Genomic DNA, 25,501 nt, shown 5'->3' with positions numbered 1-25,501 from the left:
GCCGATCCCGAAAATATCTGCCGTTCAGCATCTGGAAATGGACGATATACTTGGACTTTTTTGATGCTCTCGCTAAAGGACAAGCGATGAGATGTTGGGAGGCATTATCTTGCAATCCCAAAGCGACGAAGAGTGAAGGAGGCCGGATTGGCCAAAGACGACAAAAATAAGCCGGAAGAAGGCCCAGACCGTCAACAACCAGACCGTCAACAAGAAGTGTTCATGCGCGAAGTGGACGATGCGGTTCGCGATGCTGATCTGAAAAATTTTGGACGCCGTTACGGGGTCTGGATCGGGCTGGCTGTCGTTGTCGGCCTGGCCTCTCTCGCGGGCTGGATTTTCTACAACAACAGTCAGGACGAAGATTCCGGTGTCCGCAGTGAGGAATATGTGGCTGCGATCGACAGCGTGAAACGCAATAATCTTGATGGCGCGACCAAAGCCCTGGACGGCCTGAAAGAGGCCAAGCAGGACGGATATCGCGCGGCTGCGGTATTGATGCAATCCAATATCGCGCTCGAAAAGCAGGACGCGAAGGCCGCGATTACCGGTTATCAGGCGGTCGTTGCCGATGAATCGCTGCCACAACCGTTTCGCGATCTGGCGTTGATCCGGCAAACCGCAGCCGAATTTGACGATCTCGAACCCCAGGCGGTGATCGACCGGTTGAAATCGCTCGCGGTACCGGGGAATCCCTGGTTCGGGAGCGCCGGTGAACTGGTTGCGTTGTCCTATCTCAACCTCGACAAGGCCGATCTGGCCGGTCCGCTCTTCGCGCAACTGGCAAAGGACGAATCCGTTCCGCCGACGATCCGATCGAGAGCCCTGCAAATGGCCGGCCTGCAAGGCATTGATGCCGTCGTACAGGAAGGCGATAACAATAATGACCCGGCAACTGACGCGGCACAAGACGCAGCGCCCTCCGCCGGCGAAGGAGACAGTGAGTAATGTATAAGCTCCGGAACAAGCATTTTTCCCGTCTATGCGCTGGCCTGATGGCCGTGACACTGCTGTCTGGCTGCGCGGTTTTCGGCGGCGGCGGTGGTGACGACAAGAAAGCAACACCGACGCTGGGCAAAAGAACCAATATCCTGACTGGCGAAAGCGGCGCGGAAGTTGATCCGGCGCTGGCCGGTATTTCGGTCATTTTGCCGAGCCCGCGGAGCAATACGGAATGGGCGCAGTCCGGCGGTAACGCTGGTAAATCCGTTGGTCATCTCGCGCTCGGCAGCGCGCCGACGCGAGTCTGGACCGCGAATATCAGCGGCACGACCAAAAGGGCGCGCCTGGCGGCGGCACCGGTGGTTTCCGGCGGCCGGCTTTTTGCCGTGGATACGCAAGCCGTTGTGCATGCTTTTGACGCCAAGACCGGCGCGAAGGTCTGGGCATCCCAGATTGAGGTCAAGGATGATGGCAAGCCGTCACGCTTTGGCGGCGGCGTGAGTGCGCAAGGAACCATGGTTTATGCAACCAATGGTGTCGGCGATGTGGTTGCTCTGAACGCTGCGGATGGCAGTCAGTCCTGGAAAGTGCGTCCGGCTGGACCATTGCGCGGCGCTCCGACCCTGTCCAACGGCAATGTCTATGTGATGACGCAGGACAATCAAATTTATGCGCTGAATCAGAATGACGGTTCGGTCCAGTGGAACGAAGCCGGCACGGTCGGCCTGGCGGGCATTTTTGGTGTTGCGGCTCCGGCTGCGGCCCAGGGAACGGTGATCGCAGGCTATTCTTCCGGCGAGCTGACGGCCTATCGCTACGAGAATGGCCGCAACCTTTGGAATGATGCGTTGGCGAGAACCAGCATTTCCACCTCGGTTGCAACCTTGTCCGATATTGACGCCGATCCGGTGATTGACCGCGGGCGGGTTTTTGCGCTCGGGCAGGGCGGTCGCATGGCGGCTTACGAACTGGTTACCGGTCAACGGATCTGGGAGTTGAACATCGCCGGTATTGCAACACCGGTGGTCGCAGGCGAATGGGTGTTCGTGCTGACCGATGATGCGAAACTGCTCTGTATTGCGCGGCCCACCGGCAAAGTGCGGTGGATCAGTAAACTGGCAGCGTTCCGTAACGAAGAGAAGAAGAAAAATCCGATCACTTGGACCGGACCGGTTCTTGCCGGCAATCGTCTCATCGTTGCCAGCACGGAAGGTGATGTGGTTTCCATATCGCCCGCTGAAGGCAGTAGCTCGACCATGTTTGAGCTGAATGACGGTGTGTCCTTGCCGCCGATCGTTGCCGACGGCATGCTCTATATTCTGGACAATAGCGGCCGGATTTCGGCATTCCGCTAGGGTTCCGCAACATGTAAAGAACGGGATTGCGCATCATGCTGCCCAATATTGCGATTATCGGGCGGCCTAATGTGGGCAAGTCCACATTGTTCAACCGGCTGGTTGGTAAGAAGCTGGCGCTGGTCGACGATCGTCCCGGCGTGACCAGAGACCGGCGCGAAGGCGTCGCCAATCTGCTTGGTCTCGCCTTCAACATTATCGACACGGCCGGATATGAGGATGAGGATGCCAAGAGTCTGCCAGGCCGGATGCGGCATCAGACCGAACTGGCGGTTGCGGATGCAGAACTCGCCCTTTTTGTCATTGACGGCCGCGCCGGCCTGACACCGCTGGACGAGGAAATTGCCCGCTGGCTGCGCAGCGCGAAAACACCAGTTGTGCTGCTCGTCAACAAGGCAGAGGGCAAGGCTGCAGAATCCGGTATACTTGAGAGCTATTCGCTCGGGTTCGGGGATCCGATTCCGTTCAGCGCCGAACATGGCGATGGTGTGGCAGACCTGTTTCAGGCGATCCGTCCTTATGTCGAAGCCTTCGAAGCCGCCGCCAAAGACGAACCGGTCGATGAAACGGCTCCGCTGAAACTGGCAATCGTCGGGCGCCCCAATGCCGGCAAATCGACGCTGATCAACAAGATGCTCGATGAAGACCGGATGATCACCGGACCAGAAGCGGGCATTACCCGCGACAGCATCGCGATCAATTGGGTCTGGCATGACAATGACCTGACCGAAGACGAGAAACTCGACGGGATCACGCCGGACCGTACGGTGCGTCTGATCGATACCGCCGGCATGCGCAAGCGCGCCAAGGTTAATGACAAGCTTGAAAAACTGTCAGTGGCTGATGCCAAGCGGGCGGTCGATTTCGCGGAAGTGGTGGTTTTGCTGCTGGATGCGACCAAGGGCCTTGAAGCGCAGGATTTGCGGATTGCCGACCAGACGATTCAGGAAGGGCGTTGTCTGATCATCGCGATCAACAAATGGGATATTGCCGAAGGACCGAGCAAGCTGTTCAACGGAATCCGGGCCGCCCTGGATGATGGTCTGGCGCAGGTGCGCGATGTCCCGCTGATCGCTGTTTCGGCTTTCACCGGCAAAGGCATCGATCAAATCATGAAAGCGGCCTTCAATGTCCGCCGGGTTTGGTCGCAGCGGGTTTCGACCGGAAAACTCAACCGCTGGTTCGAAGATGCGATTACCGACAATCCGCCGCCCGCTCCCGGCGGCAAGCGGATCAAGCTGCGCTACATCACCCAGGCGAAAACGCGGCCGCCTTCGTTTGTTATCTTTGGTACCCGGGTCGATGACCTGCCGGAAAGCTATCGTCGCTATCTGATCAACGGGATCCGGCGGCAATTGGGCTTTGGCGGGGTTCCGGTGCGCCTGATCATCCGTGCACCCGATAATCCTTATCATAGCAAGGGTTGAGGCCAACCGGTCATCGCGTCCTCAGCGCGCTGGCGGGCGACAAACTGAAGAGCGGTAACAAAGTCTTTACCAATGGCGCGTTATCCTTGCTCCGCCGGAATTTTGTCCGGCTGAGTCAAAGGATAGACCAGTGGCGTCACCCATCAGCGATCTGATCGACTGGACGATATATACCGAAACGCGGGCCGCATTGGGTCCGGATTTCGTGCGCCTGCTCGGCTATTTTCGCGAAGACGGCACCCGCTCGGTACGAGAAATCGAGGCGGCGATGCGGACCAGGGACGCGACGCAGATTGTCATGCCAGCACATAGCCTGAAGGGCGAATCCGGGCAATTTGGGGCAACCCGCTTGTCCAATGTCGCCGAACAGATCGAATTTACTGCGCGCAAATGTATCGAACATCGCCAGGAACCGGACGAGATCCTCGAGCTGGTCGCTGGATTGCGCAGTCTGTTCGAGGAAACGCTGGCGATATTGGAACGGGAATCGAGTCCCGTCGTCCAGCGTCAAGCCGATGGCTTCGGGCGGCGACCGGCCAGCATATCAGCCTTGTCACCGCCCGGATTTTAGGGCCCGGCGGCTATTCAGCCGATTCCGATTGCAGCTGGACATAATTTTCAATGCCCATGCGCTCGATCATGTCGAACTGTTTTTCCAGCGTGTCGACATGTTCTTCTTCGCTTTCGAGAATTTCCGCAAACAGATCACGGGTGACATAGTCCTGCACGCTTTCGCAGTGGGCAATGCCTTCCTTGAGCGGGGGCAGTGCCTCGTGCTCGAGCGCGAGATCCGCTTTCAGGATTTCTTCCACCGTCTCGCCGATTTTGAGACGTCCGAGCAGCTGAAAATTGGGCAAGCCATCCAGAAATAGGATGCGCTCCGCCAGCTTGTCGGCATGCTTCATCTCGTCGATTGATTCCTCATATTCGAACTTGGCCAGCTTGCTGACACCCCAATTGTCCAGCATCTTGCTATGCAGGAAATATTGGTTGATCGCTGTGAGCTCGTTTTTCAGCGCTTCGTTGAGATAATCAATGACCTTGGCGTCACCCTTCATGCTGCTATCCTTTAGGTGGGGAAAGTTTCAAACATCCCTATACACCAGCAGCACCCTGTAGGAAAGGGCTTGTTCCGCGTAAAAGTCAATTATTTCAATGATTTGATAAAGAGAATGCTAAGCGGTCGCAACTTCGGCTTCGATTATCGACCGTGCAAATGCGAGGCATTGTCCACATTTCGGTTTGCGACCAAGCTGGGCATAGACCTGACTGGGCTTGTCCGAGCCGCTGCGAACTGCAGCTCGCAGGTCTTTTTCCTTAATCGCATTGCAGACGCAAACAACCATATCGGCTCCTTATGCGACTCGTATATAGCTAATGAGAATAGATCGCAATAGCAAAAGTGATGAGGTCTTTGATTCTGCGATTTGTCGGTCCAGATCACTCAAATACCCTTTGGATTCTGCTGCCTGTTCCCGATATCACGCTGCCATGATTAGAAAACTCAGCGCTGCCTTCGTTCTGACTGTTGCTACAACGCCTGTGGCGGCCATTCCAATAACCGAAACCGAGCCGCGTGCGGATGGTGTCAGCGTTGGACAACCCGTTTCAGCTTTCGAGTTCTGGAAGTTAATGCGTGTTGAATTGGCCGAGCCGTTGGCAGATCTGCAAAAAGCGATGGAACCGGAGCTGAAATCCATGATTCTGCCGACAGGTCCATTCGAAAAGGGATGGAGCGAAAAAGGCATCGACCTGGACGCCTATCTGGATTCCCTGCCGGGCAAGATCTCTGGAAATGCTCTGTTAACACCCGGACAAACTCCCATGCTTGAATTTCGGGGCGCAGTCCCGGCAAATATACTGGATGGCTGGGAAATGGTGTATGACGGTGCGCAATCCATAGGTCCTGCAGATGCCGATGGTGGAGCGTTTGTCGCGATCGGGCCGCGCCATATTGTGTTTGTCGGCAGCGGCAAAACCGAAAAAATTGGCACTGCCTATTGTTTGTCCGAAGCAATAGAAAGTCCGGCAAATCATCTGAAGATATACCGTGATTCCGAATTTCCCCTGGACTTGCGTCGCGAGGAGGATGTCGAAATTGAAACGGAAGCATTGATGATGAGTCATTTGGTTGGACTCTCGCCCATCCCCGCAGTGTGCACGATCTCTTATAAAAAATCGGATCATTTGATCGTACAGCAGGTCTATAACCGCGGAGGGCGTCCCCTTGGCCAACTGAATGATGCTGATGACGTTGCTCAAATTGTTCAGCAATTTGACTTGCGCTTGCAGCTGACTTCACAAACAGGCCCGTTGTTTCTCAGTTCGGAGGACGAGAATGGCGATGAGATGCAACCGGACGCTAATTGATTTTCATCGACTGCATCTCTCGCCGTGCCAGCGAGCGCCACAGCCATTCCAACGGGCCATAGCGGAATCGCATCAGCCAGGGTTTTGACCATAGCAGCATCAAGATCCAGGCGCTGGACACAAACAGATAGAGCTCCGCGCGGCCGATCTGGCCATAGAGACCCAGGCCCCAGCCGTAGAACAGGAAGGTCATCAGGATACTCGTGCCGAGATAGTTGGAAAAGGCCACCCGGCCGGCGGCAGCGATGCGGTGCAGCAGAGCCGTATTGGCGAGGGCCTTGATCAGCAGAATCAGCAAAGCGGCATAGCCCAATGTCATCAGCAGGCGCGATGGCATGGACCAGGCCATCGAGGCGTTGATCGTGATCAGCGGGTCATAGCCCGTGGTCATGATAAGCACCGCCAGCGGTGCGATCGTCAGCAAGCCGATGCCGGTCATCATCAGGCCGAATTTCTTGTAGCGCGCGATTTCCCATTCGCCGGTCATGAAGCCATTGCGAAAGAAGACCATGCCCAGCATCATCAGCGGCAACGTCTCCGACAGCATCATCAGCACGGCACTGAGCGGCCCCCACCATTGCTCCGTAAACTTCTCGGCGACAATGGTTCCGAAGCTGCCCTGATGGAGCGCGATATCCGCTGCGATCAGCTTGGGTCCGGTGGCGATCTCCCGGATTGCTTCCTGATAGTCGGCATCCATGGCGGAGCCAGGGCCGGCGGCCTGAGCGAGATATTGCATGTAGAAGAGGCTGCCCATGAACAGCGCGAAGGTCACAAACCCGATCACATAGATTAACAAGGCGCCGCGGATCAGCTTGCTCTCGCTCCAGTCGGCGACGAAAAAGGCGAGGCAGCCGATAATCGCATAGACAAATAATATATCGCCCCACCAGATCAGGAAATAATGCGCCAGTCCGAAAACCGCGAGCCAGAGCATTCGGGAATAATGGACCTTGGCCGGGTCTTCGCCCTTGGCTTCCGCTCGTTGGAGCACCAGCATCATGCTGGCACCGAATAGCAGCGTGAACAATCCTCGCATTTTCCCATCGACAAACAGAAAGGACAGCAGCCAGGCGATGATATCGGGTGTGTCCGTGCCGCCGTGAATAGCCGGGCTCATATAAGCCATTTCGGGCATCGAGAAGGCGATGATGTTCATCAGCAATATGCCCATGACCGCAAAACCCCGCAAGGCATCGAGCGTGAGATAGCGAGGCGTTTTGGCGGTGGCCATGGTCATAGAGTGGTTCCGTTTATTCTTATTGTTACGCGAAGAGACAGCCTATCACAGGCCGGGCGGGGTCACAGCCAGCTGGCAATCTGATCCAGCGGTTTTTTGATCGTAGCGTGTAGAGGAATGGTCGCGTCCGGGGCCGGCTTGCCGACCACCAGCACCATCATGGGTTTCTCATTGGCGGGCCGTTCGCACAGGTCGTTGAGAAATTTCATCGGATTGGGTGTGTGGGTTAGAGTCGCAAGACCGGCATCGTGAAGCGCCGTGATCAGCATGCCGGTTGCAATACCGACGCTTTCGTTGACATAATAATTTTGCTTCATCTCGCCAGGGAGCATCCCGCCTTTGCGCTGACCGAATATAACAATCAGATAGGGAGCGGTCTCGAGAAACGGCTTGTCGGCATCGGTGCCAAGCGGCGCCAGCGCTTCAAGCCATTCGTCGCTGGCCTTGGTTTTATAAAATTCCCGCTCTTCGGTTTCGGCCGCTATGCGCAAGGCGCGCTTCTTTTCCGCGCTTTCAATCACAGCAAAATGCCACGGCTGATGATTGGCACCATTGGGCGCCGTGCCAGCGGCCAGCAGGGCATTCTCAATGACCGCGCGCGGGATCGCCTCGTCGGTGAAATAGCGACAGGTCCGCCGTTGCTTCAGCGCGTCATAAAAGGCTTTTGACCGCGCGATACGCTGGTCATCCGAATAGTCCGGAAGCGCGGTATAGGGCAGGGTATCATGCGGCTTCATTACGGATTTCCTTGATATTATAGCAGGTTGCGAGCGATACTATGGGATCTGACGGGTTGAAAGTTCACACAAGCCACACGCTCCTAGCGGGATTGGCGCTATATTCAAAGTTCACACATTTCACACCCTCTGCCGCCTCACTGTTCTTTGCTCATCATCCGGCGAAAATCATAGTCATCTGCGCCTGGGTAGGAAAGTGAATATCCACTATTGACATGGATGTTAGTAGTTGGTAGCCACTTACTAACACTCATGTAAAAAGCGATTCTCTCATGACGAAATCTTCTGCCTCCATCTCACCGTTGCACATGCCGTTGGTAAACCCCAATCACGCGCCGCCGAAAATCCGGCCGCTCAAGGCGTTTCGGCATTTTCGCAATCTGATCGCGGACAAGGAAGACACGGCAGAGGTTTTCCACATCATTGAAGCGCTGGCGGGCAAGGCGTTTATCCGCAACGCGAAGCGGTTTCTCAACAGTCCCAATGCGCGCGACATCATGGAGCGCAATGTCTATTTGCCCACGGTCCTTGACGATCATGACAAATTGCGGGAACTGCCGATTGACAGCCTCGGGCAAGCCTATGTCCGATTCATGGAAAAAGAAGGCCTATCGGCGGCGGGTCTGGTTGCGGAATTTGACCGCTATGGCGCCGACTATGAAAAACGCAATGATCTGACCGAATGGTTCGGCAACCGGATGCGCGATACGCATGATCTGTTCCATGTGCTGACCGGCTATGGCCGCGATGCGCTGGGCGAACAATGTGTGCTGGCCTTTACCTATAGCCAGAACCCCAATCTCGGTATTCTATTCATCGCCTATGCCGGCGCGCTGGAAATGAAGAAGCAGTCGCCTTCGGATGCCCGTGTTCTTGGGGCAGTGCGGGAAGCGCAGCGTCTCGGCAAAGCGGCGAAGCGCATTGGCTATCATGATATCGAAAAGCTCCTCGCCATGCCGATTGACGAAGCGCGCGCGTTTCTCAACATCGGCGCGCCGACCTTGTATCAGCAAGCGCATGAAGCCTATCGGGCACAGGGCATTGATCCCTATAATCTGCTCGGCCAGACCGCTTAGGACCGCCCTGACAGCGCCGCGTTGACAATTCCGGCTCCCGGCTGGTGCAAAACGACCTCAAATGATATCCAATCCTCCCCGTTGCGCAGCAATGGGGAGGTGGCACGCCGTAGGCGGGTCGGAGGGGTCTAGCGCAAAGCTTCAACATATCGCAGCAGAGCGTCAGCCACGATTTCCGGGCCATTGACAACATCCGAAGCGGCAACGCGCACGGTCTTCAAGCCCCGTTCTTTGAGAAACGCATCTCGTTTTTCGTCGCGCTGCGGTCGATCCCCCATATCATGAACGATACCATCGACTTCGATCGCAAGCTTGGCTGCTGCGCAATAGAAATCCAGAACATAAGGCCCGACCGGATGCTGTCGACGAAATTTGAAGCCGAGCGGTTTCTGGCGAAGGATCTGCCAAAGGGCAATTTCTGGCGGCGTCATGGTGCGGCGCAGTTTTCGCGCTTTTCGAATCGTTTCGCCGTTCGTGGTTGCCAATGGCCCCTCCGTCACGCCGTTGGCGTGCCACCTCCCCATTGCTGCGCAACGGGGAGGAATAGATATCATCCGGAGTTTTTTTGGGCCAGCCAGGAGCCGTAACTGTCAAACATTCCTCCCTGTGCCGCAGGCATGGGGAGGGGGACCGCGCGCAGCGTGGTGGAGGGGCCTTCGCCTAGTCTTCCATCCACTCGCGGAAAAACCGGTCATGCGCTTCACGCAATTCCGAAACCGCGACAGTCGATCCGGATATGTCGAGCGCATCGCCACCGGTAGTGCCGATCCGGGTCATCGGCAGACCCGCCGCCTGAATCTGGTCGCCGATCGCGCTGGTCACAATATAGCGGCCCTGCTCTTCGCCAAAGCCGGTCAGATGGTCGCCAATTTCGGTGACCGTGGCACCGATACCGCTGGCCATGGCCATTTCCGCCAGCGCCACCAGCAGGCCGCCATCGGACACGTCATGGACCGCAGAGACCTTGCCTGTTTTGATCAGGTCCCGAACGAAATCGCCATGGGCGAGCTCCGCGTCGAGATCGACCTTGGGTGCCGGACCATCCTTGATCCCGTGCAATTCGCGCAGCCAGATCGACTGGGCGATATGGCCGTTCATCTCACCAATGACGAAAATCGCTTCGCCTTCAGCCTTGAAACCGATCGTTGTCATGGTATCGAGATCATCGATCAAGCCCACGCCGCCAATCGCCGGGGTTGGCAAGATCGCATGGCTGATGCCGTCAGCGCCGGTGGTTTCATTGTACAGGCTGACATTGCCGCTGACGATCGGCATGTCGAGCGCGGTGCAGGCTTCGCCCATGCCTTCGATGCTGTGGACAAATTGCGCCATGATATGGGGCTTTTCAGGATTGCCGAAATTCATGCAGTCCGTGGTCGCAAGCGGCTTCGCACCGACTGCGGTCAGGTTGCGGTAACATTCGGCAATCGCCTGTTTGCCACCTTCATAGGGATCTTCATGGACATAGCGCGGGGTGCAGTCGGTCGAAATGGCCAGGCCCTTGTTGGTGCCGTGCACACGCACGACGGCAGCATCGCCGCCGGAGCGCTGGGCGGTGTCAGCGCCGACCTGGCTATCATATTGTTCCCAGATCCATTTGCGGCTGGCCAGCGCAGGCAGCGCCAGCATCTTGAGCAGGTCCTGTCCCAGATCCTTGCATTGCGGCATATCGGATGGTGGACCGTCATATTGCACATGGGCTTTATAGTCTTCGCGGCTGAGATGCGGCCGGTCATAGAGCGGCGCATCGTCCGCCAGCGGTCCGAGCGGAATGTCGCAAATCGTTTCGCCCTTGTGGGTCAGCACCATGCGCCGGGTATCGGTCACTTCGCCGATGACGGCAAAGTCGAGTTCCCATTTGGTGAAAATCGCCTCGGCCATTTCCTCGCGCCCCGGCTTGAGCACCATCAGCATGCGTTCCTGGCTCTCGGAGAGCATCATCTCATAAGCGGTCATCTCGGTTTCGCGGCAGGGCACCTTGTCCATGTCGAGAATGATGCCGACTTCGCCGTTGGTCGCCATTTCCACGCTGGAACTGGTCAGGCCGGCCGCACCCATATCCTGAATCGCGACAATCGCATCGCTCGCCATCAGTTCAAGACAGGCTTCGATCAGCAGTTTCTCGGTGAACGGATCGCCCACCTGAACGGTTGGGCGCTTCTCATCGCTGTCATCATCAAACTCGGCACTCGCCATGGTTGCACCATGAATGCCGTCGCGGCCGGTCTTGGACCCAACATAGACGATCGGATTACCGACGCCGGAGGCCGCGGAGTAGAAAATCTTGTCGGCATCGGCGACGCCAACGGTCATCGCGTTGACGATGATATTGCCGTCATAAGCCGCATCGAAATTGGTCTCGCCGCCAACCGTCGGCACACCGACGCAATTGCCGTAGCCGCCGATACCGGCGACGACACCTTTGACCAGATGCTTCATCTTGGGGTGATCCGGCCGGCCAAAGCGCAGCGCGTTGAGATTGGCCACTGGCCGCGCGCCCATGGTGAACACATCGCGCAAAATCCCACCAACGCCAGTGGCTGCGCCCTGATAGGGTTCGATATAGCTCGGGTGGTTGTGGCTTTCCATCTTGAAGATCGCAGCCTGACCGTCGCCAATATCGATCACACCGGCATTTTCGCCGGGGCCGCAAATCACCTGCGGGCCGGTGGTTGGCAGCTTCTTGAGATGCAGGCGCGAGCTTTTATAGGAGCAATGTTCGGACCACATGACCGAAAAAATGCCGAGCTCGGTAATATTCGGTTCGCGACCGAGCGCATTCAGAATGCGCTGATATTCCTCTTCGTTCAGGCCGTGTTCGGCGACGATTTCCGGGGTGATGATTTCGGCGGTGCGCGAGCTTGTCTGAGTCATGCAAAGCCTTTAGCGGCCACTGCCAAATTCGCCTAGGGGTTAATCCACTTTTGCTGCACATTTGCTGTCGGCTTGTGGCATGGTTTCAAATTGCAACCGAAAACGATCTCGATGGGGACGGAATATGGCCAACAAAGTCGTGCTGGTTATGGGAGCGGGCGATGCCATTGGCAGCGCGATCATGCGCGCATTTGCGGATGTCGGCTATACGGTCTGCGGCGCGCGGCGGAACGGCGAAAAGCTGGACCCGCTGGTGACCGAGCTCAAGGCCGCCGGACAGGAAGCCCATGGTTTCACCTGCGATGCCCGCAACGAAGAGCAGGTGGATGCGCTATTCGCCAAAATCGAGGCGGACATCGGACCGCTCGACTGTGTCGTCTTCAATGTCGGGGCCAATGTGCCGATCACGATGCTCGACACGGACGTGCGCAAGTTTACGAAAATCTGGGAAATGGCGACATTGGCGGGTTTCCTCACGGGCCGGGCGGCGGCGCGGATCATGACCGATCGCGGACGCGGCTCGATATTGTTCACCGGCGCCACGGCCAGCATGCGGGGCGCCGCGGGCTTTGGCGCTTTTGCCAGCGCCAAAGGGGCGCTTCGCAATATGGTGCAGAGCCTTGCCCGGGAAATGGGGCCGCAAAATGTGCATGTCGCCCATGTCGTGATTGATGCGGCGGTGGATACCGACTGGATCAAGGGCATGCTGCCGGACTATGCCGAACGCAAGGCCAATGATGGCGTGGTGAATCCCGACGATCTGGCGCAAAATTATGTCTGGCTGCACGAGCAGCCGCGCAATTGCTGGACGTTCGAGCTTGATGTCCGGCCGTGGAACGAGAAATGGTGAACAGGGGACAGGACAGATGACCAAGACCGTAGAATTTTATTTCGATTTCGGCAGCCCGACCGCCTATCTGGCGCACAAACGCCTGGGGCAGCTGGCGGCGCAATATGAGGCGGACATCAAATATATCCCGATGTTGCTCGGCGGCGTGTTCAAGGCAACCGGCAATCAGACACCGGCGGCGATCCCGGCCAAAAGCGCTTATATGAATCGCCATGACATGCCGCGCTTTGCCCGGCGCTATGGGGTTGAACTGAACGGCAATCCGTTTTTCCCGATCAACACCCTGACCCTGATGCGCGGCGCGATCGCGGCCCAGCAGCAGGATGTCTTTGCCGCTTATGCCGACGCCGTGTTTGACGGGATCTGGAAGGACTCCAAAAATCTGGGCGAGTTGGAGATTGCCGCCGAAACATTGACCAGCGCCGGACTGGATGCCCGGGCGTTGCTCGAGGCAACCCAGGATCCGGACGTCAAGGCGGCGCTGATTGCCAATACCGAGGAAGCGGTAAAACGCGGTGTCTTTGGCGCGCCGAGCATTTTTATCGGCGATGATTTTTACTTTGGCCAGGATCGGCTCGATTTCGTCGAGCAGGCGCTCGCGGGCTGATCAGGCTTTCACAAATTTGAGCACCAGATAGGCTGTCAGCGCAGCGGTCACGCCGGTTGCAAACGTGCCCCAGGCAATGTCGTAAAGCGTGATCTTGGTCGACCAGACTTTGAGCACGGCCTGGCTCGTCAGATCATAAGTGGCATAGGCTATGCCGCCGAACAGCGCGCCGTTGAGCAGGGCGGTTGTCCATTGTCCGCTGGCCAGCGCCGGCTTGACCCCGAACCAGACAATGCCGAACAAATAGATCAGATAAAAGGCCAGGGCCGGCGCCTTACGAAATTCGTCGGCCATGATCTCGCCAATGACCGGCCGATAGAGCGAATTGGCCATATTGCTGAGCCACAGAAAATCGAGAATGCCAAAAATAATGGCGGCAATGACATAGGCGGCGATAAATTGCATGCGAGATGCTCCTGTTTTCTAGTCCAGCCGGTCAGGCATGTTGCAACGTGCGGGTCCGCCCGACAAAAAAGGCCGCCAGCGCTGCCACGGCAAAGGCGATCAGCGCGGTGACTTTCATGGCCATATCGACTGTTTCGGGCGGCGGTCCAAACCAGTTAATCGCCTGAAACACCAGCAGCAATATGGCCAGAAGCACTAAGGCCGGCTTGGAGCGCGGAGAGGTCGATCGCGTGCGGGATACGAAAAAGGCGAGGGCGCCAAAGGTGATCGCGATTTCCAATGGCATTTCGATCATCGGATAGTCCCACAGTCCGAAGCCGAGTTTTGGCGGGCTTCCGGCCAGGGTCAGATCGGGGGCGTGGACCAGCAGATCGAGAAACCAGTGGGACAGGACCACCGCGCCGCCGATCAGGGCACCGGTCCGGTTGCGCGTGAACAACCAGATCAGCAGCGCAAATCCCAGGGCCCAGATACCGGTGCCCAGCAAGCTGTGCGTGAACGGCATGTCATACAGGTCGAGCGGGACCATGGCCGTGATGCCGGGGGTAATCCGGAAGTTTTCGATACCGGCAATGGCAAGGCCGAAAAATCCGAAATCCACCAGTTGCCCGGCAACAAACAAGGTTCCAAGCCCGGGGGCTTTGGGATGCGTGGCAGCGACCATAGCGGGCGCAAAATGACCAATGAACATGAAAAACTTCCCCTCCGGTCGGTATCGTAACCGGTCGGAAAGCAAATGGCTAGCGAGCGCATTGCGGTGGGAAAATCTCGCAAGTTTGACCAAGCCAGACTTGACCCAAACTCAAAGCAGCGTCATTGCAATGGTCATGAGTGAAAGCATCGATGACATCGCCAATTTGAGTTTCGAGGATGCGCTGAAACGCCTCGAAGAAATCGTCCGCAAACTGGAAACTGGCGATGCCCCGCTGGATCAGTCGATCACCCTCTATGAAGAAGGTGAGAAACTGCGCACATTGTGCCAGAAACGGCTCGAAGATGCGCAGGCGAAGATTGAGAAAATCACCCTCGACAGAGATGGTCAACCCCAGGGCGTCACCGCCTTTGATGCGGACTGACCCGCGGTGCCGGCGAATAATAATTTGGACCTGCAGCAGGAAATGACTCGGATCGCGGCTGCGGTCGACAAGCAGTTCGACCTGCTGCTGGCCGTGCCGGATGATCCGCGCGCAGCCTTGTTCGAGACTATGCGGCATGCGGCCATTGGCGGTGGCAAGCGGCTGCGGCCCTTATTGCTGATCGCGACGTCCAATTTGTTCAATGTCGACGAGAGCTGCGCCTTGCGCGCCGCAACGGCGCTGGAGGCCTTGCATGTCTATTCGCTGATCCATGACGATTTGCCGTGCATGGACGATGATGACATGCGCCGTGGCAAGCCGACCGCTCACAAGGCCTTTGGCGAAGCCCAGGCCGTGCTCGCGGGCGATGCGCTTCATGCATTGGCATTTGAACTACTGACCGACGAGGCGACTCACAGCGACCCGTTTGTGCGCGCAGAAATGTCCTCCTGTCTGGCGAAGGCCGCCGGGCCGGCCGGCATGGCTGGCGGTCAAATGATGGACCTCGTCGCCGAAACAAAAACCTTTGACCTGCCGACCGTCACCCGGTTGCAGCAGTTGAAAACCGGGGCCCTTATTTCGGCTTGCGTCGAAATTGGCGCCATTCTTGGCAAGGTCCCGGTCGAAGGACGGACAGGATTGCGTGGCTATGCGCATGATCTCGGCCTCGCGTTCCAGATTGCCGATGATATTCTCGACGAAGAAGGTGATGAGGAACTGGCCGGCAAGGCGCTGCACAAGGATGCCGCCGCCGGCAAACAGACTTTTCTGACGCTCATGGGTCTCGAACGCGCCCGCGATCAGGCGGAGATGCTGGTCGACCAAGCCAAGTCGCACTTGAACGGCTATGGTGAGGAAGCCGATTTGCTGCGTGCCATCGCCGAATTTACCATTCATCGAGATCGCTGAAAAGCCGCAATAAAGGAATGAAACTATGAGAGTTGGGGTCTATCCGGGGACATTCGATCCGATTACATTGGGCCATATGGATATTATCCAGCGGGGCACGCGATTGGTCGATAAGCTCGTTATTGGCGTTACCACCAATCCGTCGAAATCACCCATGTTCACGCTCGAAGAACGCCTCGACATGGTGCGCCGGGAAACTGCTGCCATGGGCGATGCCGTGGAAGTGGTCGCTTTTAACGCGCTGCTGATGAAATTTGCCGAGAAACAGGGCGCCGGTATCATCGTCCGCGGATTGCGCGCGGTTGCCGATTTCGAATATGAATATCAAATGGCGGGCATGAACCAGCAGCTGAATGACGATATCGAAACGGTGTTTCTGATGGCTGATGTGTCGTTGCAGCCCATTGCATCGCGACTGGTCAAGGAAATTGCCGTTTACGGTGGTGATATTCACAAATTCGTTTCCCCCACGGTTGAGAAGGAAGTTGTTGCGCGGGTTGTGAAAACCGGCCTGAAGGGTGATCAATAACCCGCTTTGGCCAAGCAGTTCATTGCGGTGAAAGCATAAATCGTTCAAGAGGCGCAAATATTGTTTTTTGGCTCCCGAAGCGACGCCATCGTAACCAGATTATAGGTGATGAGTTCTCATGTTTAGCAGATTTTTTCTTTGGCTTGCAGCATCGGTAATGATGAGCGGCGCGGCGATTGCGCAGGATCAGCCAGCCGCGGCGGATCCGGCTCCAGCTTCGGTTCCGGCGGAAGAAAATATTCTGCTGCTTGATCTGTCCAATGGCGGACGCGTGCAAATCCAGCTGTTCCCGGCAGCAGCGCCCAATCATGTCGAGCGGATCAAGACGCTGACTCGGCAGGGATTTTATGATGGCATCATTTTCCACCGGGTGATCGATGGTTTCATGGCCCAGACCGGCGATCCGACCGGGACCGGTACTGGCGGCTCTTCGCTACCCGACCTCAAGGCCGAATTTCATCGCTTTCCCCATTTGCGCGGTGTCGTTTCGATGGCGCGCGCAGAAAGTGACGATAGTGCGAACAGCCAGTTTTTCATTGTCTTCTATCCGCGCTTTGCGCTGGATCAGAAATATACCGTGTTCGGTCGGGTAACCGCTGGGATGGAATATGTCGACACGATCGAACGGGGCGAGCCACCGGCGAATCCGACCCGTATTCTTCAGGCTTCCATCGCGATAGACGGAAAAGCGCCGCCAGCGCCTGGTGCGGTTGCGACCACGCCCGAGCCAGAAATCACGGTTGATGACTTGAACGCGCCGATCAATCCCTAGCCACCGCGATGCGCGTTGATCTGTTCGATTTTGCCCTGCCGCAAGAAAATATCGCGCTGCGACCGGCGGTGCCCCGGGACAGCGCCCGTCTGCTGAATGTCGCCGCGACCGGTCAATGCAGTGATCATATTGTCCGGGATTTGCCGAATCTCCTGTCATCCAAAGATATTCTGGTGTTCAACGACACCAAGGTGATCCCGGCGCAATTGCACGGGCATCGGGGAGAAGCGCGGATCGGCGCGACCCTGCACAAACGGATTGATCTGCGGCGGTGGCAGGCTTTCGTCCGCAATGCCAAGCGTCTGAAGGCCGGTGATCGTGTTGATTTCGGGGCTGATGTCTGGGCCGTCGCTGAAGATCGTTTGGCGAACGGCAGTTTTGTCTTTGCGTTCGAGGGCGATGAGCCGGTTGAATTGCTGCTGGAGCGCGCCGGGACCATGCCGTTGCCACCCTATATTGCCAGCAAGCGTGCAATCGATGCACGGGATGCGGACGATTATCAAACCATGTTCGCGCGCGAAAAGGGTGCGGTTGCCGCGCCCACCGCGGCGCTGCATTTCACCGAGCAGATGATGGCGGCGCTGGGGGATGCCGGAGTCGGGCGCGAAACCCTGACCCTGCATGTGGGAGCCGGGACATTTCTGCCGGTCAAGGCTGAAGAAACCGATGATCATCAAATGCATAGCGAGTGGGGCCGGATTGAACCGGATGTCGCCGAACGGCTCAACGCCGCACGGCGCGATGGCGGGCGGGTGATTGCGGTTGGTACGACCAGCTTGCGGTTGCTGGAAAGCGCAACCGGCGAGGACGGTATCATCCAGCCATTTGCTGGTGACACCGACATATTCATTACCCCGGGTTATCAGTTCCGTGCGATTGATGGTCTGATGACCAATTTCCACTTACCCAAATCAACCCTTTTCATGCTGGTCAGTGCGCTGATGGGCCTGGATGTGATGCAGCATGCTTATGCCCATGCGATCACGGAAGGCTATCGTTTCTACAGCTATGGCGATTCCAGCCTGCTGCTGCCCGAACGATAGGTTTGAATCCGACGGCCGGGTTCAACTCACGGATGTTGGCTAGGCCAGCAAATGAGCCGGAATATCCTTTGATACCGATTGCGGGAGCCAGGCATAATCGCCGTCCATCCAATCGGATCCACGCGGATGAAATCGCAGGTGATGGCGCATCCCCTGTCGGGCCAGGGTCAGTCGATATCCGACATAGCCATGACCTTCCAGCATCGCGATCAGATCAGCCGGTTTACTCTCGTCCCGCATCAGGTGGGAGGCAATCATTTCCATGGCAATGATGGGTGCCGAACGGGCGATGGTTCTTTCCAGACCGCGGATAACATGCGCTTCAAATCCCTCGACATCGATTTTTATCAGCGCGGGTGTTTGATCCTCTAATATCGTATCACCGACAACAATCGTAGCGTCATGATTATGACCTTTTTGTCCCTCCACCGCGGTGAAGGTGCCTTCGCCGCTATTGTGATCCGGAATGAACAATTCCAGCGTGCCGGGTACATCGCCAACGCCTTCGCGGCGCAGCGTGATATTGTCTATTCCGTTGATCCGGATCGATTCCTCCAGATAGCCTGCGGGTTCCGGATTGGGTTCAAACGCAGTCACCATGCCCTCCGGTCCGACGAGACGAGACGCCAGCAGGGACATCATCCCTTCATTGGCCCCAATATCCACAAACTGACTGCCGGGCTTGAGATAGTGAATCAGCAATTGCTGGGTGGGCAGATCATAAAAGCGCTCGACAAAATAGGTAAACCGGTTTGACCAACCCCCGATCCGCAACCGGATCCGGTACCCGTGGAGCTTGCCGACGATCTCCTTGACCGGGTGCCCGGCCCACCAGCTGTCGCGCTCGAAACTGCCTACAAAGGTGCGATAGAGCCATCCCCACCCGGGCCATTCCCGGCGAATATAGGGACGAAACAGGGTGATGACCCCGCGAGTCAGGAACAGTCTCCAGCTGCGACTAGATTGCAATGCTCATCTCCCCCAAATTCCAATATTGCTATTGTAAAATTTTCAATGACACCAATTGTTTAGCGTATAATTAAATTAGTATTTCCGGTCGACACATTTGTTGGACTTTGCAATTCAACCAGTAGCGACCATGGCCTTGCACTGGTTTGTTATTCGTTTTAGGCAAAACCGAATATGCACAGGGGGAACAGCATCGTCATGCGTAACGAAAGGATAGCCTATGTTTCCGGTCCGGTTGATGCTGAGGCCGTCTACAACGAATATGTGAGAAACGGACACCCAGACAATTTCGGCACGAGCTATCTCCAACAATTTTACAGCGTGAGCGATGAACACGGCATGGAACCGTTTGTTATCACAACCCACGAAACGTTAGGAGACTATGGTCGAGATATTCGAATTTCCGCTAAAAACATTGCGATGCCGGCAGATGAAACCGGGGGGATCAAATATCATGTGCGCATGATTGCATGGTCGTTGAAAGTTTTGCGGCATTTGTTCAAAAGTCGTCCGGATATTGTTATTCTGACCGCCGGTCGGAACTATTTTTTTGTCCTTGCAATGATAAAATTGATCGGCGCCAAGGTCATCGTTTCTTATCATTGTGCGCTGTACAGCCCGAAAACAAAAGATAAACCGATCGAGAGGATATATCGGTTTCTAAACAGAAAAATACTCGGCTGGGCTGCCAATGCCTATATGTTCGTTTCTCAAGAAGTGGGTCGGCAAGTTAAACAGCAGCTGCCATCCACAAATTTGAGCTGTGAACGTTTTTTCTCGACATATGATCGTCGCCATTTTGAGAATATTGGCGCGACAACGTGGCAGGGAAACGGCACGTTCAAGCTCCTATATTGCGGCCGCGTCGAGCAGAACAAGGGAGTGTTCGATTTGCTCGATATTGCGGAAAAGATCAAAACGGATCGGCAGATTAAGATGCAAATCGATTTGTGTGGCGATGGCAATGCGTTGTCTGAACTGCGTGATCAAATCATCCGTCGTGGTCTGAGCGGTGAAGTGACCGCACATGGCAATGTGAACAGCGACAAATTATGGGAATATTATGACCAGAGCCATGCTGTTGTGGTGCCCACGCGTTCCAATTTGGAAGAGGGGTTTAACAAGGTATGTGCGGAAGCCGTGATGGCCCGACGGCCGGTGATTACCTCCATCGGTTGTCCGGCATTGGAAGATGTCAGGGATGCAGCGGTTGAGGCGGTGATTGACGATGTCGACAGCTATCATGACGCAGTCATAAGGCTTGCCACGGACATGAACTTCTATCGTTCCAAGGTCGACGCAACAAAACATGTTCGAGAGCTGTTTTTCGACAATAGTCGAAGTTATGGTGCAGCACTGACGCGGGCGTTGCGTGCAATTGTCAAGTCTGGCGATTCCTAGAGACATGATTCAATAAAAAGGGCGGCTCGTGGAGCCGCCCTTTCGCAATTCTATGTCAGAAGGGTTTAGCCTTCTGCTGCAGCCGGAGCGACCGGTGGGTCGTTGTCTGCAACTTCGGTCAGCGAACCGCCCTGGGCTTCGCACTCACCGGAGTCGGTATATTTCCAGGCATTGCCCTGATAGTCGACGACCGACGTACCAGCACAGCTCGTGCCTTCGCCAGCGGCACAGTCATTTTCGCCCGCTTTAGCAATGCCGAAGCATTTTTCTTTTTCAGCGGCTGCCGTTTCGGTGGCTTCCGATGCACTGGCTTCTGCGCCTTCGGTGGCTTCACTGGCACCACCGGAACAGGCGGAAAGCGCTGCAGCGGCGATAAGCGCGGTTGCGGCGGAACCCAATTTCATTGTCTTCGTCATTTTATACTCCCGATTTTGGTCTTTGAAAAACTGATACAATCCTGCACAGTTACTGAGGGATTCGTGCAAGAAGGGCTAGTGGTACACCATCAGCCCGAAAACACAAAATCTGTTTGTTTTTTAAGCTATATTTTACACGTGCCAGCGCCTTGACCGGAGTGGGGGCGTGACCGGGAAAAACTCATATGACCAAACGCTTTGGCTTTTCCATTGCTGCGACCGATGGCAAAGCGCGTACCGGGACGATCCGCATGCAGCGCGGTGACATTCGCACCCCGGCGTTCATGCCCGTCGGCACGGCTGCAACGGTCAAGGCCATGAAGCCGGAATCCGTGCGGGCAACCGGCGCCGACATCATATTGGGAAATACCTATCATCTCATGTTGCGCCCCGGTGCGGAACGGGTGGCTCGCCTGGGCGGCTTGCACAAGTTCATGAACTGGGACCGTCCGATCTTGACGGATAGCGGCGGTTATCAGGTGATGAGCCTTTCTGATCTCACGAAAATGAGCGAGGATGGCGTGGAGTTCCAGAGCCATCTCGACGGGTCACGGCATATGCTGACGCCGGAGCGATCGATGGAAATCCAGCGCTTGCTCGGCAGCGATATTGTCATGGCTTTTGACGAGTGCACCAAGAACGGTGCCACGCGAGACGAGGCGATGGAGTCGATGGAGCGGTCGATGCGCTGGGCCAGGCGCTCGCGCGATGGTTTTGACAGCGGCACCGATCACGCCGCCAAAGCTGCTTTGTTTGGTATTCAGCAAGGGTCGCTTGATCAGGAAATCCGTCAGGCTTCGGCCGAAGCACTGATCGAAATCGGCTTTGATGGCTATGCCATAGGCGGCTTGGCGGTGGGTGAGGGGCAGGAGGCGATGTTCGGCGTGCTGGACTATGCGCCGGATCAACTGCCTGCTGACCGGCCGCGATATCTGATGGGCGTGGGCAAGCCGGACGATCTGGTCGGTGCGGTTGAGCGCGGGGTCGATATGTTTGACTGCGTCTTGCCCAGCCGATCAGGGCGCAACGGCCAGGCTTTCACCCATCACGGCCCAATCAATATCCGCAACGCCCGGTTTGCCGAAGACCAGGAACCCCTCGATCCGGAGTGCAGTTGTTCGGTTTGCCAGACCTATAGCCGGGCCTATCTGCACCATCTTATCCGCGCCAAGGAGATTCTCGGCGCGATGCTGATGACCGAACATAATATCGCGTTCTATCAATCCCTGATGGCCAATATGCGCGCTGCAATCGCCGAGCAGCGCTTTGCCGATTTCGCACGCGCTTTTCGCTCAGCTTATCTGCAGCCATGACCAGGACGCCCTTACCCGAGCCGACCAGCATGGTCGATGCAATGGCGCGGGCGCGGGCGCATGCCCCTTATCTGGAAATGGCGCTGGAGCGCCAACCCGAACTGACCGAAATCCTGGCGCAGGACGATCTCAAGGGCGCCATGGCTGCAGCGCAACAGGTAGGCGCTGGTGCGGAAAATGTCCGGCAAAAACTGCGCCGGGAAAAAGGGCTTTGGCCCTGGTGCTGGCGATTGGCGATCTGGCCGGCCAGCTGAGTTTGACCGAAGTCACCCATGCCCTGTCGGATTTTGCTGATCGGGCCCTGGAAGAAGCGCTCGCCGATATTTTTGCGACGCGCTATCCGGATGCCGATCCCGGTGGATTCGCGGTGATTGCCCTGGGCAAGCATGGTAGCCGGGAACTCAACTATTCGTCGGATATTGATCCGATCTTCATCTATGACCCGGACAAGATCCCGATGCGCGGGCGCGAAGAGCCCAGCGATGCGTCGCGGCGCATCGGCCAGCAGCTGGTCGACAGCCTGAATAGCCGGGATGCCGATGGTTATGTTTTCCGGGTCGACATGCGATTGCGCCCTTCGCCTGAAGTCAGCCCGGTCGCTTTACCGGTTGATGCAGCAATCAGCTATTATGAATCCAGCGCGCTGACCTGGGAGCAGGCGGCCTTTATCCGGTCGCGCTTCGCCGCCGGGGATTCCGGCCTTGGGCTGGATTTTCTCGAGACGATCAACCCGTTCATCTGGCGGCGGTCGCTGGACTATGGCGCGATTCAGAATATCGGCTCGGTATCGGCGCAAATTCGCGATCATTATGCATCGGGACAGGCTTTTGGTCCGGGCTTTGACCTCAAGCGCGGACGCGGCGGTATCCGGGAAGTCGAATTTTATGCCCAGATGCACCAGTTGATCTTCGGTGGCCGGGACGCCGCGTTGCGGATCGCACCGACACGCGATGCGTTGCAGATGCTGGCCGCTGCGGGTCGGATCAACGGCGAAAAAGCGGAGCAACTGAGTGCGTCTTACACGCTCTATCGCACGATCGAGCATCGTCTGCAGATGGTCAATGATCAGCAAACCCACAGCTTTCCCGAAGACACTGCCGGGATGGATCGGGTGGCCGGCCTCCATGGTCTTGATTCCGGAGCAGAATTACTGGCATTGCTTCAACCCCATGTCGAACGTGTCGGTGCGATCTATGACGACCTTATCCGTTCGGAAGACGAAGATGCTCTGCCCCACGAAGCGACGGCGCTGCGCCATTATTTTGCGTCTGATGGGGTGGCCGAGCCGGATATGTTTGTGACCAAGGTCCAGCGCTGGCGCAGCGGCAAGATAACCGCCTTGCGCAGTGCGGCAGCGATGGAATCGTTTGAAGCGGTGTTGCCCGATCTGGTCAAGTCGATTGCCGCGTCTCCTGATCCGGAAAAGGCGCTGGCTCGGCTCGATAGCGTGATCGAAAAGCTGCCGACCGCGATCAATTTTTTCCGCATGCTGGAAGCCCGGCCGGGTCTGCGAGACATGCTCAGCCGGATATTGAGTCATGCGCCGGTCCTGGCCGATGGCTTGTCGCGGCGCATAGAGTTGCTCGAAGGGCTGATTGACACCACCGCGCTGGACTTGCCGCCTTCAGTGGATGATCTGATCACTGAATTCGCGCGCCAGGAGCCTGGCGATGACTATCAGATGCTGCTGGACCGGGTCCGGGCTCGGGTCGGGGAAAAGCGATTTGCGCTGGGCACACAATTGATCGAGTCCCGCCATGATCCGCTGCAAATTGCTGCTGGCTATGCGCGGGTTGCGGAAGCGGCCATCCGGGTGCTGGCCGACGCAACCATTGCCGAGTTTGAATCGGCCCATGGCAAGGTGCCGGAGAGCGAGATCGTCATTCTGGCGCTGGGCCGGTTGGGAGGCGAGGCGCTGACGCACGCATCAGATCTCGATCTGATCTTTCTGTTCACCGGAGACCATAGCGCGGATTCGGATGGTCCGCGATCGCTGGGTGGAACCCAATATTATAATCGGCTCGCGCAACGGATTGTGGCGGCGCTCTCCGTGGCAACGGCTGCTGGTCCACTCTATGAGGTCGATACCCGGCTTCGTCCTTCGGGTACCCAGGGGCCGATGGCGGTGACCTTCGAAAGTTTCTATAAATATCAAGAACAACAGGCCTGGACCTGGGAGCATATGGCACTGACTCGCGCGCGGCCAGTCTATGGCAGCGCAGCGGCTACCGCAGCGCTTCAAGGCCATATCGAGATGATTTTGCGGCAATCGCGCGAAGCCGAACCGCTGCGAAAAGCGGTCCGGAAAATGCGGCTCGATATTGTGCAACACAAGCCGCCGCAGGGGCCTTTGGATACCAAGCTGATGGAAGGCGGTCTGGTCGATTGGGAATTTATCGTGCATTTTCTGCAACTGAAAACCGGCGAAGCATTGCACCCGCAATTGGGTAAAGCGGCCCAGGCACTGGCCGATGCCGGGCATCTCAATCCCGATATGGTGGCGGCGCATCAGTTGATGACCCGCATCCTCGTGGCGCTGCGCCTGATGTCTCCCGATTGTGACTACCCACCTGAGATCAGCCGCGAGCTGATCGCTCATGCCTCCGGACAGAAAAACTGGGATGCCCTTTTGACCGGGTATGATGCGGCGCGGCAATGCGTTATTGAAGAATGGAATCGGCACTTGCGGCCGGACCCTCATGAGATTTTAGGAGACATTACATGATCGCAGTTGGAGATACGGTTCCGGACATGGAACTGGTGGCGCCGGACGGCACGACAGTGAAGATTTCGGATTATGCCGGTAAAAAGCTGGTGCTGTATTTTTATCCCAAGGACAATACGCCGGGTTGTACAACCGAGGCGAAAGATTTTTCGGCGATGCTCAACGATTTCGCCAAGGCCGATACGGCTGTGCTCGGCATATCCAAGGACTCTCCCAAAAAGCACCAGAATTTCATCGCCAAGCAGGAGCTCACGGTTCCGCTGGCTTCGGATGAAGAAGGGAAGTTTCTGGAAGCCTTGGGTGTTTGGGCCGAGAAGAAAATGTATGGCAAGACATTCATGGGCATTATCCGGTCGACTTTTCTGGTCGGTCCGGATGGCAAGGTTCTCCAGGCCTGGCCCAAGGTTCGGGTCAAAGGCCATGCCGAGGAAGTGCTCGCCGCCGCGCAAGCCGCTTGAGGCCTTC

26 protein-coding genes and 1 pseudogene are annotated in these 25,501 nt (G+C 56.8%); 17 read left to right on the top strand and 10 right to left on the bottom strand.

The window, feature by feature from the left end:
- Positions 1-147 precede the first annotated feature (147 nt).
- The 4 genes from ACZ1GS_RS12305 to ACZ1GS_RS12290 all read left to right on the top strand — a co-directional run bounded on the left by ACZ1GS_RS12305 (position 148) and on the right by ACZ1GS_RS12290 (position 4,295).
- On the top strand, positions 148-948 hold the full coding sequence (locus tag ACZ1GS_RS12305) for a tetratricopeptide repeat protein (RefSeq protein WP_472695476.1): 801 nt from the start codon (positions 148-150) through the stop codon (positions 946-948).
- Positions 948-2,297, top strand: coding sequence for an outer membrane protein assembly factor BamB family protein (locus tag ACZ1GS_RS12300; RefSeq protein ID WP_472695475.1), 1,350 nt, complete (start codon positions 948-950; stop codon positions 2,295-2,297). The genes ACZ1GS_RS12305 and ACZ1GS_RS12300 overlap by 1 nt, the downstream gene beginning before the upstream one ends.
- Positions 2,298-2,332: 35 nt before the next feature.
- The gene (der, locus tag ACZ1GS_RS12295; protein ID WP_472695474.1) at positions 2,333-3,724 is read left to right on the top strand and encodes a ribosome biogenesis GTPase Der; all 1,392 of its coding nucleotides are present in this window, start codon (positions 2,333-2,335) and stop codon (positions 3,722-3,724) included.
- Between the two features lie 130 nt (positions 3,725-3,854).
- Positions 3,855-4,295: an Hpt domain-containing protein gene (locus ACZ1GS_RS12290; protein ID WP_472695473.1), complete on the top strand. Its 441-nt coding sequence runs from the start codon at positions 3,855-3,857 to the stop codon at positions 4,293-4,295.
- Positions 4,296-4,305: 10 nt separating this feature from the next.
- Here ACZ1GS_RS12290 and bfr read toward each other — a convergent pair whose 3' ends face one another.
- Both bfr and ACZ1GS_RS12280 read right to left on the bottom strand, forming a co-directional pair.
- Positions 4,306-4,782: a bacterioferritin gene (bfr, locus tag ACZ1GS_RS12285; RefSeq protein ID WP_472695472.1), complete on the bottom strand. Its 477-nt coding sequence runs from the start codon at positions 4,780-4,782 to the stop codon at positions 4,306-4,308.
- Positions 4,783-4,899: 117 nt separating this feature from the next.
- Positions 4,900-5,070 (bottom strand): (2Fe-2S)-binding protein, encoded by a 171-nt coding sequence (locus ACZ1GS_RS12280; RefSeq protein ID WP_472695471.1) that lies wholly within the window; start codon positions 5,068-5,070, stop codon positions 4,900-4,902.
- Positions 5,071-5,215: 145 nt separating this feature from the next.
- Between ACZ1GS_RS12280 and ACZ1GS_RS12275 the strand changes: the two genes are divergently transcribed.
- Positions 5,216-6,094 (top strand): hypothetical protein, encoded by an 879-nt coding sequence (locus ACZ1GS_RS12275; RefSeq protein ID WP_472695470.1) that lies wholly within the window; start codon positions 5,216-5,218, stop codon positions 6,092-6,094.
- Here ACZ1GS_RS12275 and ACZ1GS_RS12270 read toward each other — a convergent pair.
- Positions 6,087-7,334 (bottom strand): DUF418 domain-containing protein, encoded by a 1,248-nt coding sequence (locus ACZ1GS_RS12270; RefSeq protein WP_472695469.1) that lies wholly within the window; start codon positions 7,332-7,334, stop codon positions 6,087-6,089. The two genes, ACZ1GS_RS12275 and ACZ1GS_RS12270, sit on opposite strands and share 8 nt — an antisense overlap.
- Before the next feature lie 62 nt (positions 7,335-7,396).
- A complete protein-coding gene (locus ACZ1GS_RS12265; RefSeq protein WP_472695468.1) occupies positions 7,397-8,071 on the bottom strand; it encodes a nitroreductase family protein in 675 nt (224 codons plus the stop codon).
- A 272-nt stretch (positions 8,072-8,343) separates the two neighbouring features.
- On the opposite strand from ACZ1GS_RS12265, the gene ACZ1GS_RS12260 reads away from it, so the two are divergent.
- Positions 8,344-9,147, top strand: coding sequence for a Coq4 family protein (locus ACZ1GS_RS12260; protein WP_472695467.1), 804 nt, complete (start codon positions 8,344-8,346; stop codon positions 9,145-9,147).
- Between the two features lie 128 nt (positions 9,148-9,275).
- On the opposite strand, the gene ACZ1GS_RS12255 is transcribed toward ACZ1GS_RS12260, so the two are convergent.
- Both ACZ1GS_RS12255 and purL read right to left on the bottom strand, forming a co-directional pair.
- Positions 9,276-9,701 carry an endonuclease domain-containing protein gene (locus ACZ1GS_RS12255; RefSeq protein WP_472695466.1) on the bottom strand — a complete coding sequence of 142 codons (426 nt, stop codon included), beginning with the start codon at positions 9,699-9,701 and terminating at the stop codon, positions 9,276-9,278.
- 106 nt (positions 9,702-9,807) lie between these two features.
- Positions 9,808-12,021 (bottom strand): phosphoribosylformylglycinamidine synthase subunit PurL, encoded by a 2,214-nt coding sequence (purL, locus tag ACZ1GS_RS12250; protein ID WP_472695465.1) that lies wholly within the window; start codon positions 12,019-12,021, stop codon positions 9,808-9,810.
- A 124-nt stretch (positions 12,022-12,145) separates the two neighbouring features.
- Between purL and ACZ1GS_RS12245 the strand changes: the two genes are divergently transcribed.
- Both ACZ1GS_RS12245 and ACZ1GS_RS12240 read left to right on the top strand, forming a co-directional pair.
- Positions 12,146-12,871 (top strand): SDR family NAD(P)-dependent oxidoreductase, encoded by a 726-nt coding sequence (locus tag ACZ1GS_RS12245; RefSeq protein ID WP_472695464.1) that lies wholly within the window; start codon positions 12,146-12,148, stop codon positions 12,869-12,871.
- Positions 12,872-12,887: 16 nt separating this feature from the next.
- Complete coding sequence (locus ACZ1GS_RS12240; RefSeq protein WP_472695463.1) at positions 12,888-13,478, top strand: DsbA family protein; 591 nt, start codon at positions 12,888-12,890, stop codon at positions 13,476-13,478.
- Here ACZ1GS_RS12240 and ACZ1GS_RS12235 read toward each other — a convergent pair whose 3' ends face one another.
- A complete protein-coding gene (locus tag ACZ1GS_RS12235; protein ID WP_472695462.1) occupies positions 13,479-13,883 on the bottom strand; it encodes a DUF2177 family protein in 405 nt (134 codons plus the stop codon).
- A 31-nt stretch (positions 13,884-13,914) separates the two neighbouring features.
- Positions 13,915-14,574 carry a hypothetical protein gene (locus ACZ1GS_RS12230; protein WP_472695461.1) on the bottom strand — a complete coding sequence of 220 codons (660 nt, stop codon included), beginning with the start codon at positions 14,572-14,574 and terminating at the stop codon, positions 13,915-13,917.
- Between the two features lie 136 nt (positions 14,575-14,710).
- On the opposite strand from ACZ1GS_RS12230, the gene ACZ1GS_RS12225 reads away from it, so the two are divergent.
- From ACZ1GS_RS12225 to queA, 5 genes are all read left to right on the top strand, one after another.
- Positions 14,711-14,959 (top strand): exodeoxyribonuclease VII small subunit, encoded by a 249-nt coding sequence (locus tag ACZ1GS_RS12225; protein ID WP_472695460.1) that lies wholly within the window; start codon positions 14,711-14,713, stop codon positions 14,957-14,959.
- A 42-nt stretch (positions 14,960-15,001) separates the two neighbouring features.
- Positions 15,002-15,868 (top strand): polyprenyl synthetase family protein, encoded by an 867-nt coding sequence (locus ACZ1GS_RS12220; protein ID WP_472695459.1) that lies wholly within the window; start codon positions 15,002-15,004, stop codon positions 15,866-15,868.
- Between the two features lie 25 nt (positions 15,869-15,893).
- Positions 15,894-16,397 carry a pantetheine-phosphate adenylyltransferase gene (gene coaD, locus ACZ1GS_RS12215; protein WP_472695458.1) on the top strand — a complete coding sequence of 168 codons (504 nt, stop codon included), beginning with the start codon at positions 15,894-15,896 and terminating at the stop codon, positions 16,395-16,397.
- A gap of 157 nt (positions 16,398-16,554) precedes the next feature.
- Positions 16,555-17,169, top strand: coding sequence for a peptidylprolyl isomerase (locus ACZ1GS_RS12210; RefSeq protein ID WP_472695457.1), 615 nt, complete (start codon positions 16,555-16,557; stop codon positions 17,167-17,169).
- Between the two features lie 8 nt (positions 17,170-17,177).
- Entirely contained in the window at positions 17,178-18,212 is a 1,035-nt protein-coding gene (queA, locus tag ACZ1GS_RS12205; protein ID WP_472695456.1) for a tRNA preQ1(34) S-adenosylmethionine ribosyltransferase-isomerase QueA, read from the top strand.
- A gap of 39 nt (positions 18,213-18,251) precedes the next feature.
- Here the strand turns inward: queA and ACZ1GS_RS12200 are convergent, their stop codons facing one another.
- The gene (locus tag ACZ1GS_RS12200; protein WP_472695455.1) at positions 18,252-19,181 is read right to left on the bottom strand and encodes an FkbM family methyltransferase; all 930 of its coding nucleotides are present in this window, start codon (positions 19,179-19,181) and stop codon (positions 18,252-18,254) included.
- A 198-nt stretch (positions 19,182-19,379) separates the two neighbouring features.
- Between ACZ1GS_RS12200 and ACZ1GS_RS12195 the strand changes: the two genes are divergently transcribed.
- Positions 19,380-20,582 carry a glycosyltransferase family 4 protein gene (locus tag ACZ1GS_RS12195; protein WP_472695454.1) on the top strand — a complete coding sequence of 401 codons (1,203 nt, stop codon included), beginning with the start codon at positions 19,380-19,382 and terminating at the stop codon, positions 20,580-20,582.
- A gap of 65 nt (positions 20,583-20,647) precedes the next feature.
- On the opposite strand, the gene ACZ1GS_RS12190 is transcribed toward ACZ1GS_RS12195, so the two are convergent.
- Positions 20,648-20,998, bottom strand: coding sequence for a BufA1 family periplasmic bufferin-type metallophore (locus ACZ1GS_RS12190; RefSeq protein ID WP_472695453.1), 351 nt, complete (start codon positions 20,996-20,998; stop codon positions 20,648-20,650).
- Positions 20,999-21,183: 185 nt separating this feature from the next.
- Here ACZ1GS_RS12190 and tgt point away from each other — a divergent pair, with 185 nt between their 5' ends.
- The 3 genes and pseudogenes from tgt to ACZ1GS_RS12175 all read left to right on the top strand — a co-directional run bounded on the left by tgt (position 21,184) and on the right by ACZ1GS_RS12175 (position 25,494).
- Positions 21,184-22,311 carry a tRNA guanosine(34) transglycosylase Tgt gene (gene tgt / locus ACZ1GS_RS12185; protein WP_472695452.1) on the top strand — a complete coding sequence of 376 codons (1,128 nt, stop codon included), beginning with the start codon at positions 21,184-21,186 and terminating at the stop codon, positions 22,309-22,311.
- Positions 22,308-25,036 (top strand): annotated as a pseudogene (gene glnE, locus ACZ1GS_RS12180) (bifunctional [glutamate--ammonia ligase]-adenylyl-L-tyrosine phosphorylase/[glutamate--ammonia-ligase] adenylyltransferase). The gene tgt and the pseudogene glnE overlap by 4 nt, the downstream one beginning before the upstream one ends.
- Positions 25,033-25,494 carry a peroxiredoxin gene (locus tag ACZ1GS_RS12175; protein ID WP_472695451.1) on the top strand — a complete coding sequence of 154 codons (462 nt, stop codon included), beginning with the start codon at positions 25,033-25,035 and terminating at the stop codon, positions 25,492-25,494. Before glnE ends, ACZ1GS_RS12175 begins: the two are co-directional and overlap by 4 nt.
- The last annotated feature ends 7 nt before the right edge of the window (positions 25,495-25,501 follow it).

It is taken from the genome of Parasphingorhabdus sp. W113 (assembly GCF_055693205.1).
This window is presented reverse-complemented; position numbering and strand designations above follow the sequence as displayed.

Bases quoted from the DNA above. Each gene is read 5' to 3' on its own strand.
- ACZ1GS_RS12210 (WP_472695457.1), top strand. From the start codon at position 16,555: ATGATGAGCGGCGCGGCGATTGCGCAGGATCAGCCAGCCGCGGCGGAT.
- ACZ1GS_RS12220 (WP_472695459.1), top strand. From the start codon at position 15,002: ATGACTCGGATCGCGGCTGCGGTCGACAAGCAGTTCGACCTGCTGCTG.
- ACZ1GS_RS12270 (WP_472695469.1), bottom strand. From the start codon at position 7,334: ATGACCATGGCCACCGCCAAAACGCCTCGCTATCTCACGCTCGATGCC.
- bfr (WP_472695472.1), bottom strand. From the start codon at position 4,782: ATGAAGGGTGACGCCAAGGTCATTGATTATCTCAACGAAGCGCTGAAA.
- ACZ1GS_RS12245 (WP_472695464.1), top strand. From the start codon at position 12,146: ATGGCCAACAAAGTCGTGCTGGTTATGGGAGCGGGCGATGCCATTGGC.
- ACZ1GS_RS12195 (WP_472695454.1), top strand. From the start codon at position 19,380: ATGCGTAACGAAAGGATAGCCTATGTTTCCGGTCCGGTTGATGCTGAG.
- ACZ1GS_RS12230 (WP_472695461.1), bottom strand. From the start codon at position 14,574: ATGTTCATTGGTCATTTTGCGCCCGCTATGGTCGCTGCCACGCATCCC.
- coaD (WP_472695458.1), top strand. From the start codon at position 15,894: ATGAGAGTTGGGGTCTATCCGGGGACATTCGATCCGATTACATTGGGC.
- ACZ1GS_RS12260 (WP_472695467.1), top strand. From the start codon at position 8,344: ATGACGAAATCTTCTGCCTCCATCTCACCGTTGCACATGCCGTTGGTA.
- ACZ1GS_RS12275 (WP_472695470.1), top strand. From the start codon at position 5,216: ATGATTAGAAAACTCAGCGCTGCCTTCGTTCTGACTGTTGCTACAACG.
- ACZ1GS_RS12265 (WP_472695468.1), bottom strand. From the start codon at position 8,071: ATGAAGCCGCATGATACCCTGCCCTATACCGCGCTTCCGGACTATTCG.
- tgt (WP_472695452.1), top strand. From the start codon at position 21,184: ATGACCAAACGCTTTGGCTTTTCCATTGCTGCGACCGATGGCAAAGCG.
- purL (WP_472695465.1), bottom strand. From the start codon at position 12,021: ATGACTCAGACAAGCTCGCGCACCGCCGAAATCATCACCCCGGAAATC.
- queA (WP_472695456.1), top strand. From the start codon at position 17,178: ATGCGCGTTGATCTGTTCGATTTTGCCCTGCCGCAAGAAAATATCGCG.
- ACZ1GS_RS12300 (WP_472695475.1), top strand. From the start codon at position 948: ATGTATAAGCTCCGGAACAAGCATTTTTCCCGTCTATGCGCTGGCCTG.
- ACZ1GS_RS12190 (WP_472695453.1), bottom strand. From the start codon at position 20,998: ATGACGAAGACAATGAAATTGGGTTCCGCCGCAACCGCGCTTATCGCC.
- ACZ1GS_RS12235 (WP_472695462.1), bottom strand. From the start codon at position 13,883: ATGCAATTTATCGCCGCCTATGTCATTGCCGCCATTATTTTTGGCATT.
- ACZ1GS_RS12225 (WP_472695460.1), top strand. From the start codon at position 14,711: ATGAGTGAAAGCATCGATGACATCGCCAATTTGAGTTTCGAGGATGCG.
- der (WP_472695474.1), top strand. From the start codon at position 2,333: ATGCTGCCCAATATTGCGATTATCGGGCGGCCTAATGTGGGCAAGTCC.
- ACZ1GS_RS12255 (WP_472695466.1), bottom strand. From the start codon at position 9,701: ATGATATCTATTCCTCCCCGTTGCGCAGCAATGGGGAGGTGGCACGCC.
- ACZ1GS_RS12175 (WP_472695451.1), top strand. From the start codon at position 25,033: ATGATCGCAGTTGGAGATACGGTTCCGGACATGGAACTGGTGGCGCCG.
- ACZ1GS_RS12240 (WP_472695463.1), top strand. From the start codon at position 12,888: ATGACCAAGACCGTAGAATTTTATTTCGATTTCGGCAGCCCGACCGCC.
- ACZ1GS_RS12280 (WP_472695471.1), bottom strand. From the start codon at position 5,070: ATGGTTGTTTGCGTCTGCAATGCGATTAAGGAAAAAGACCTGCGAGCT.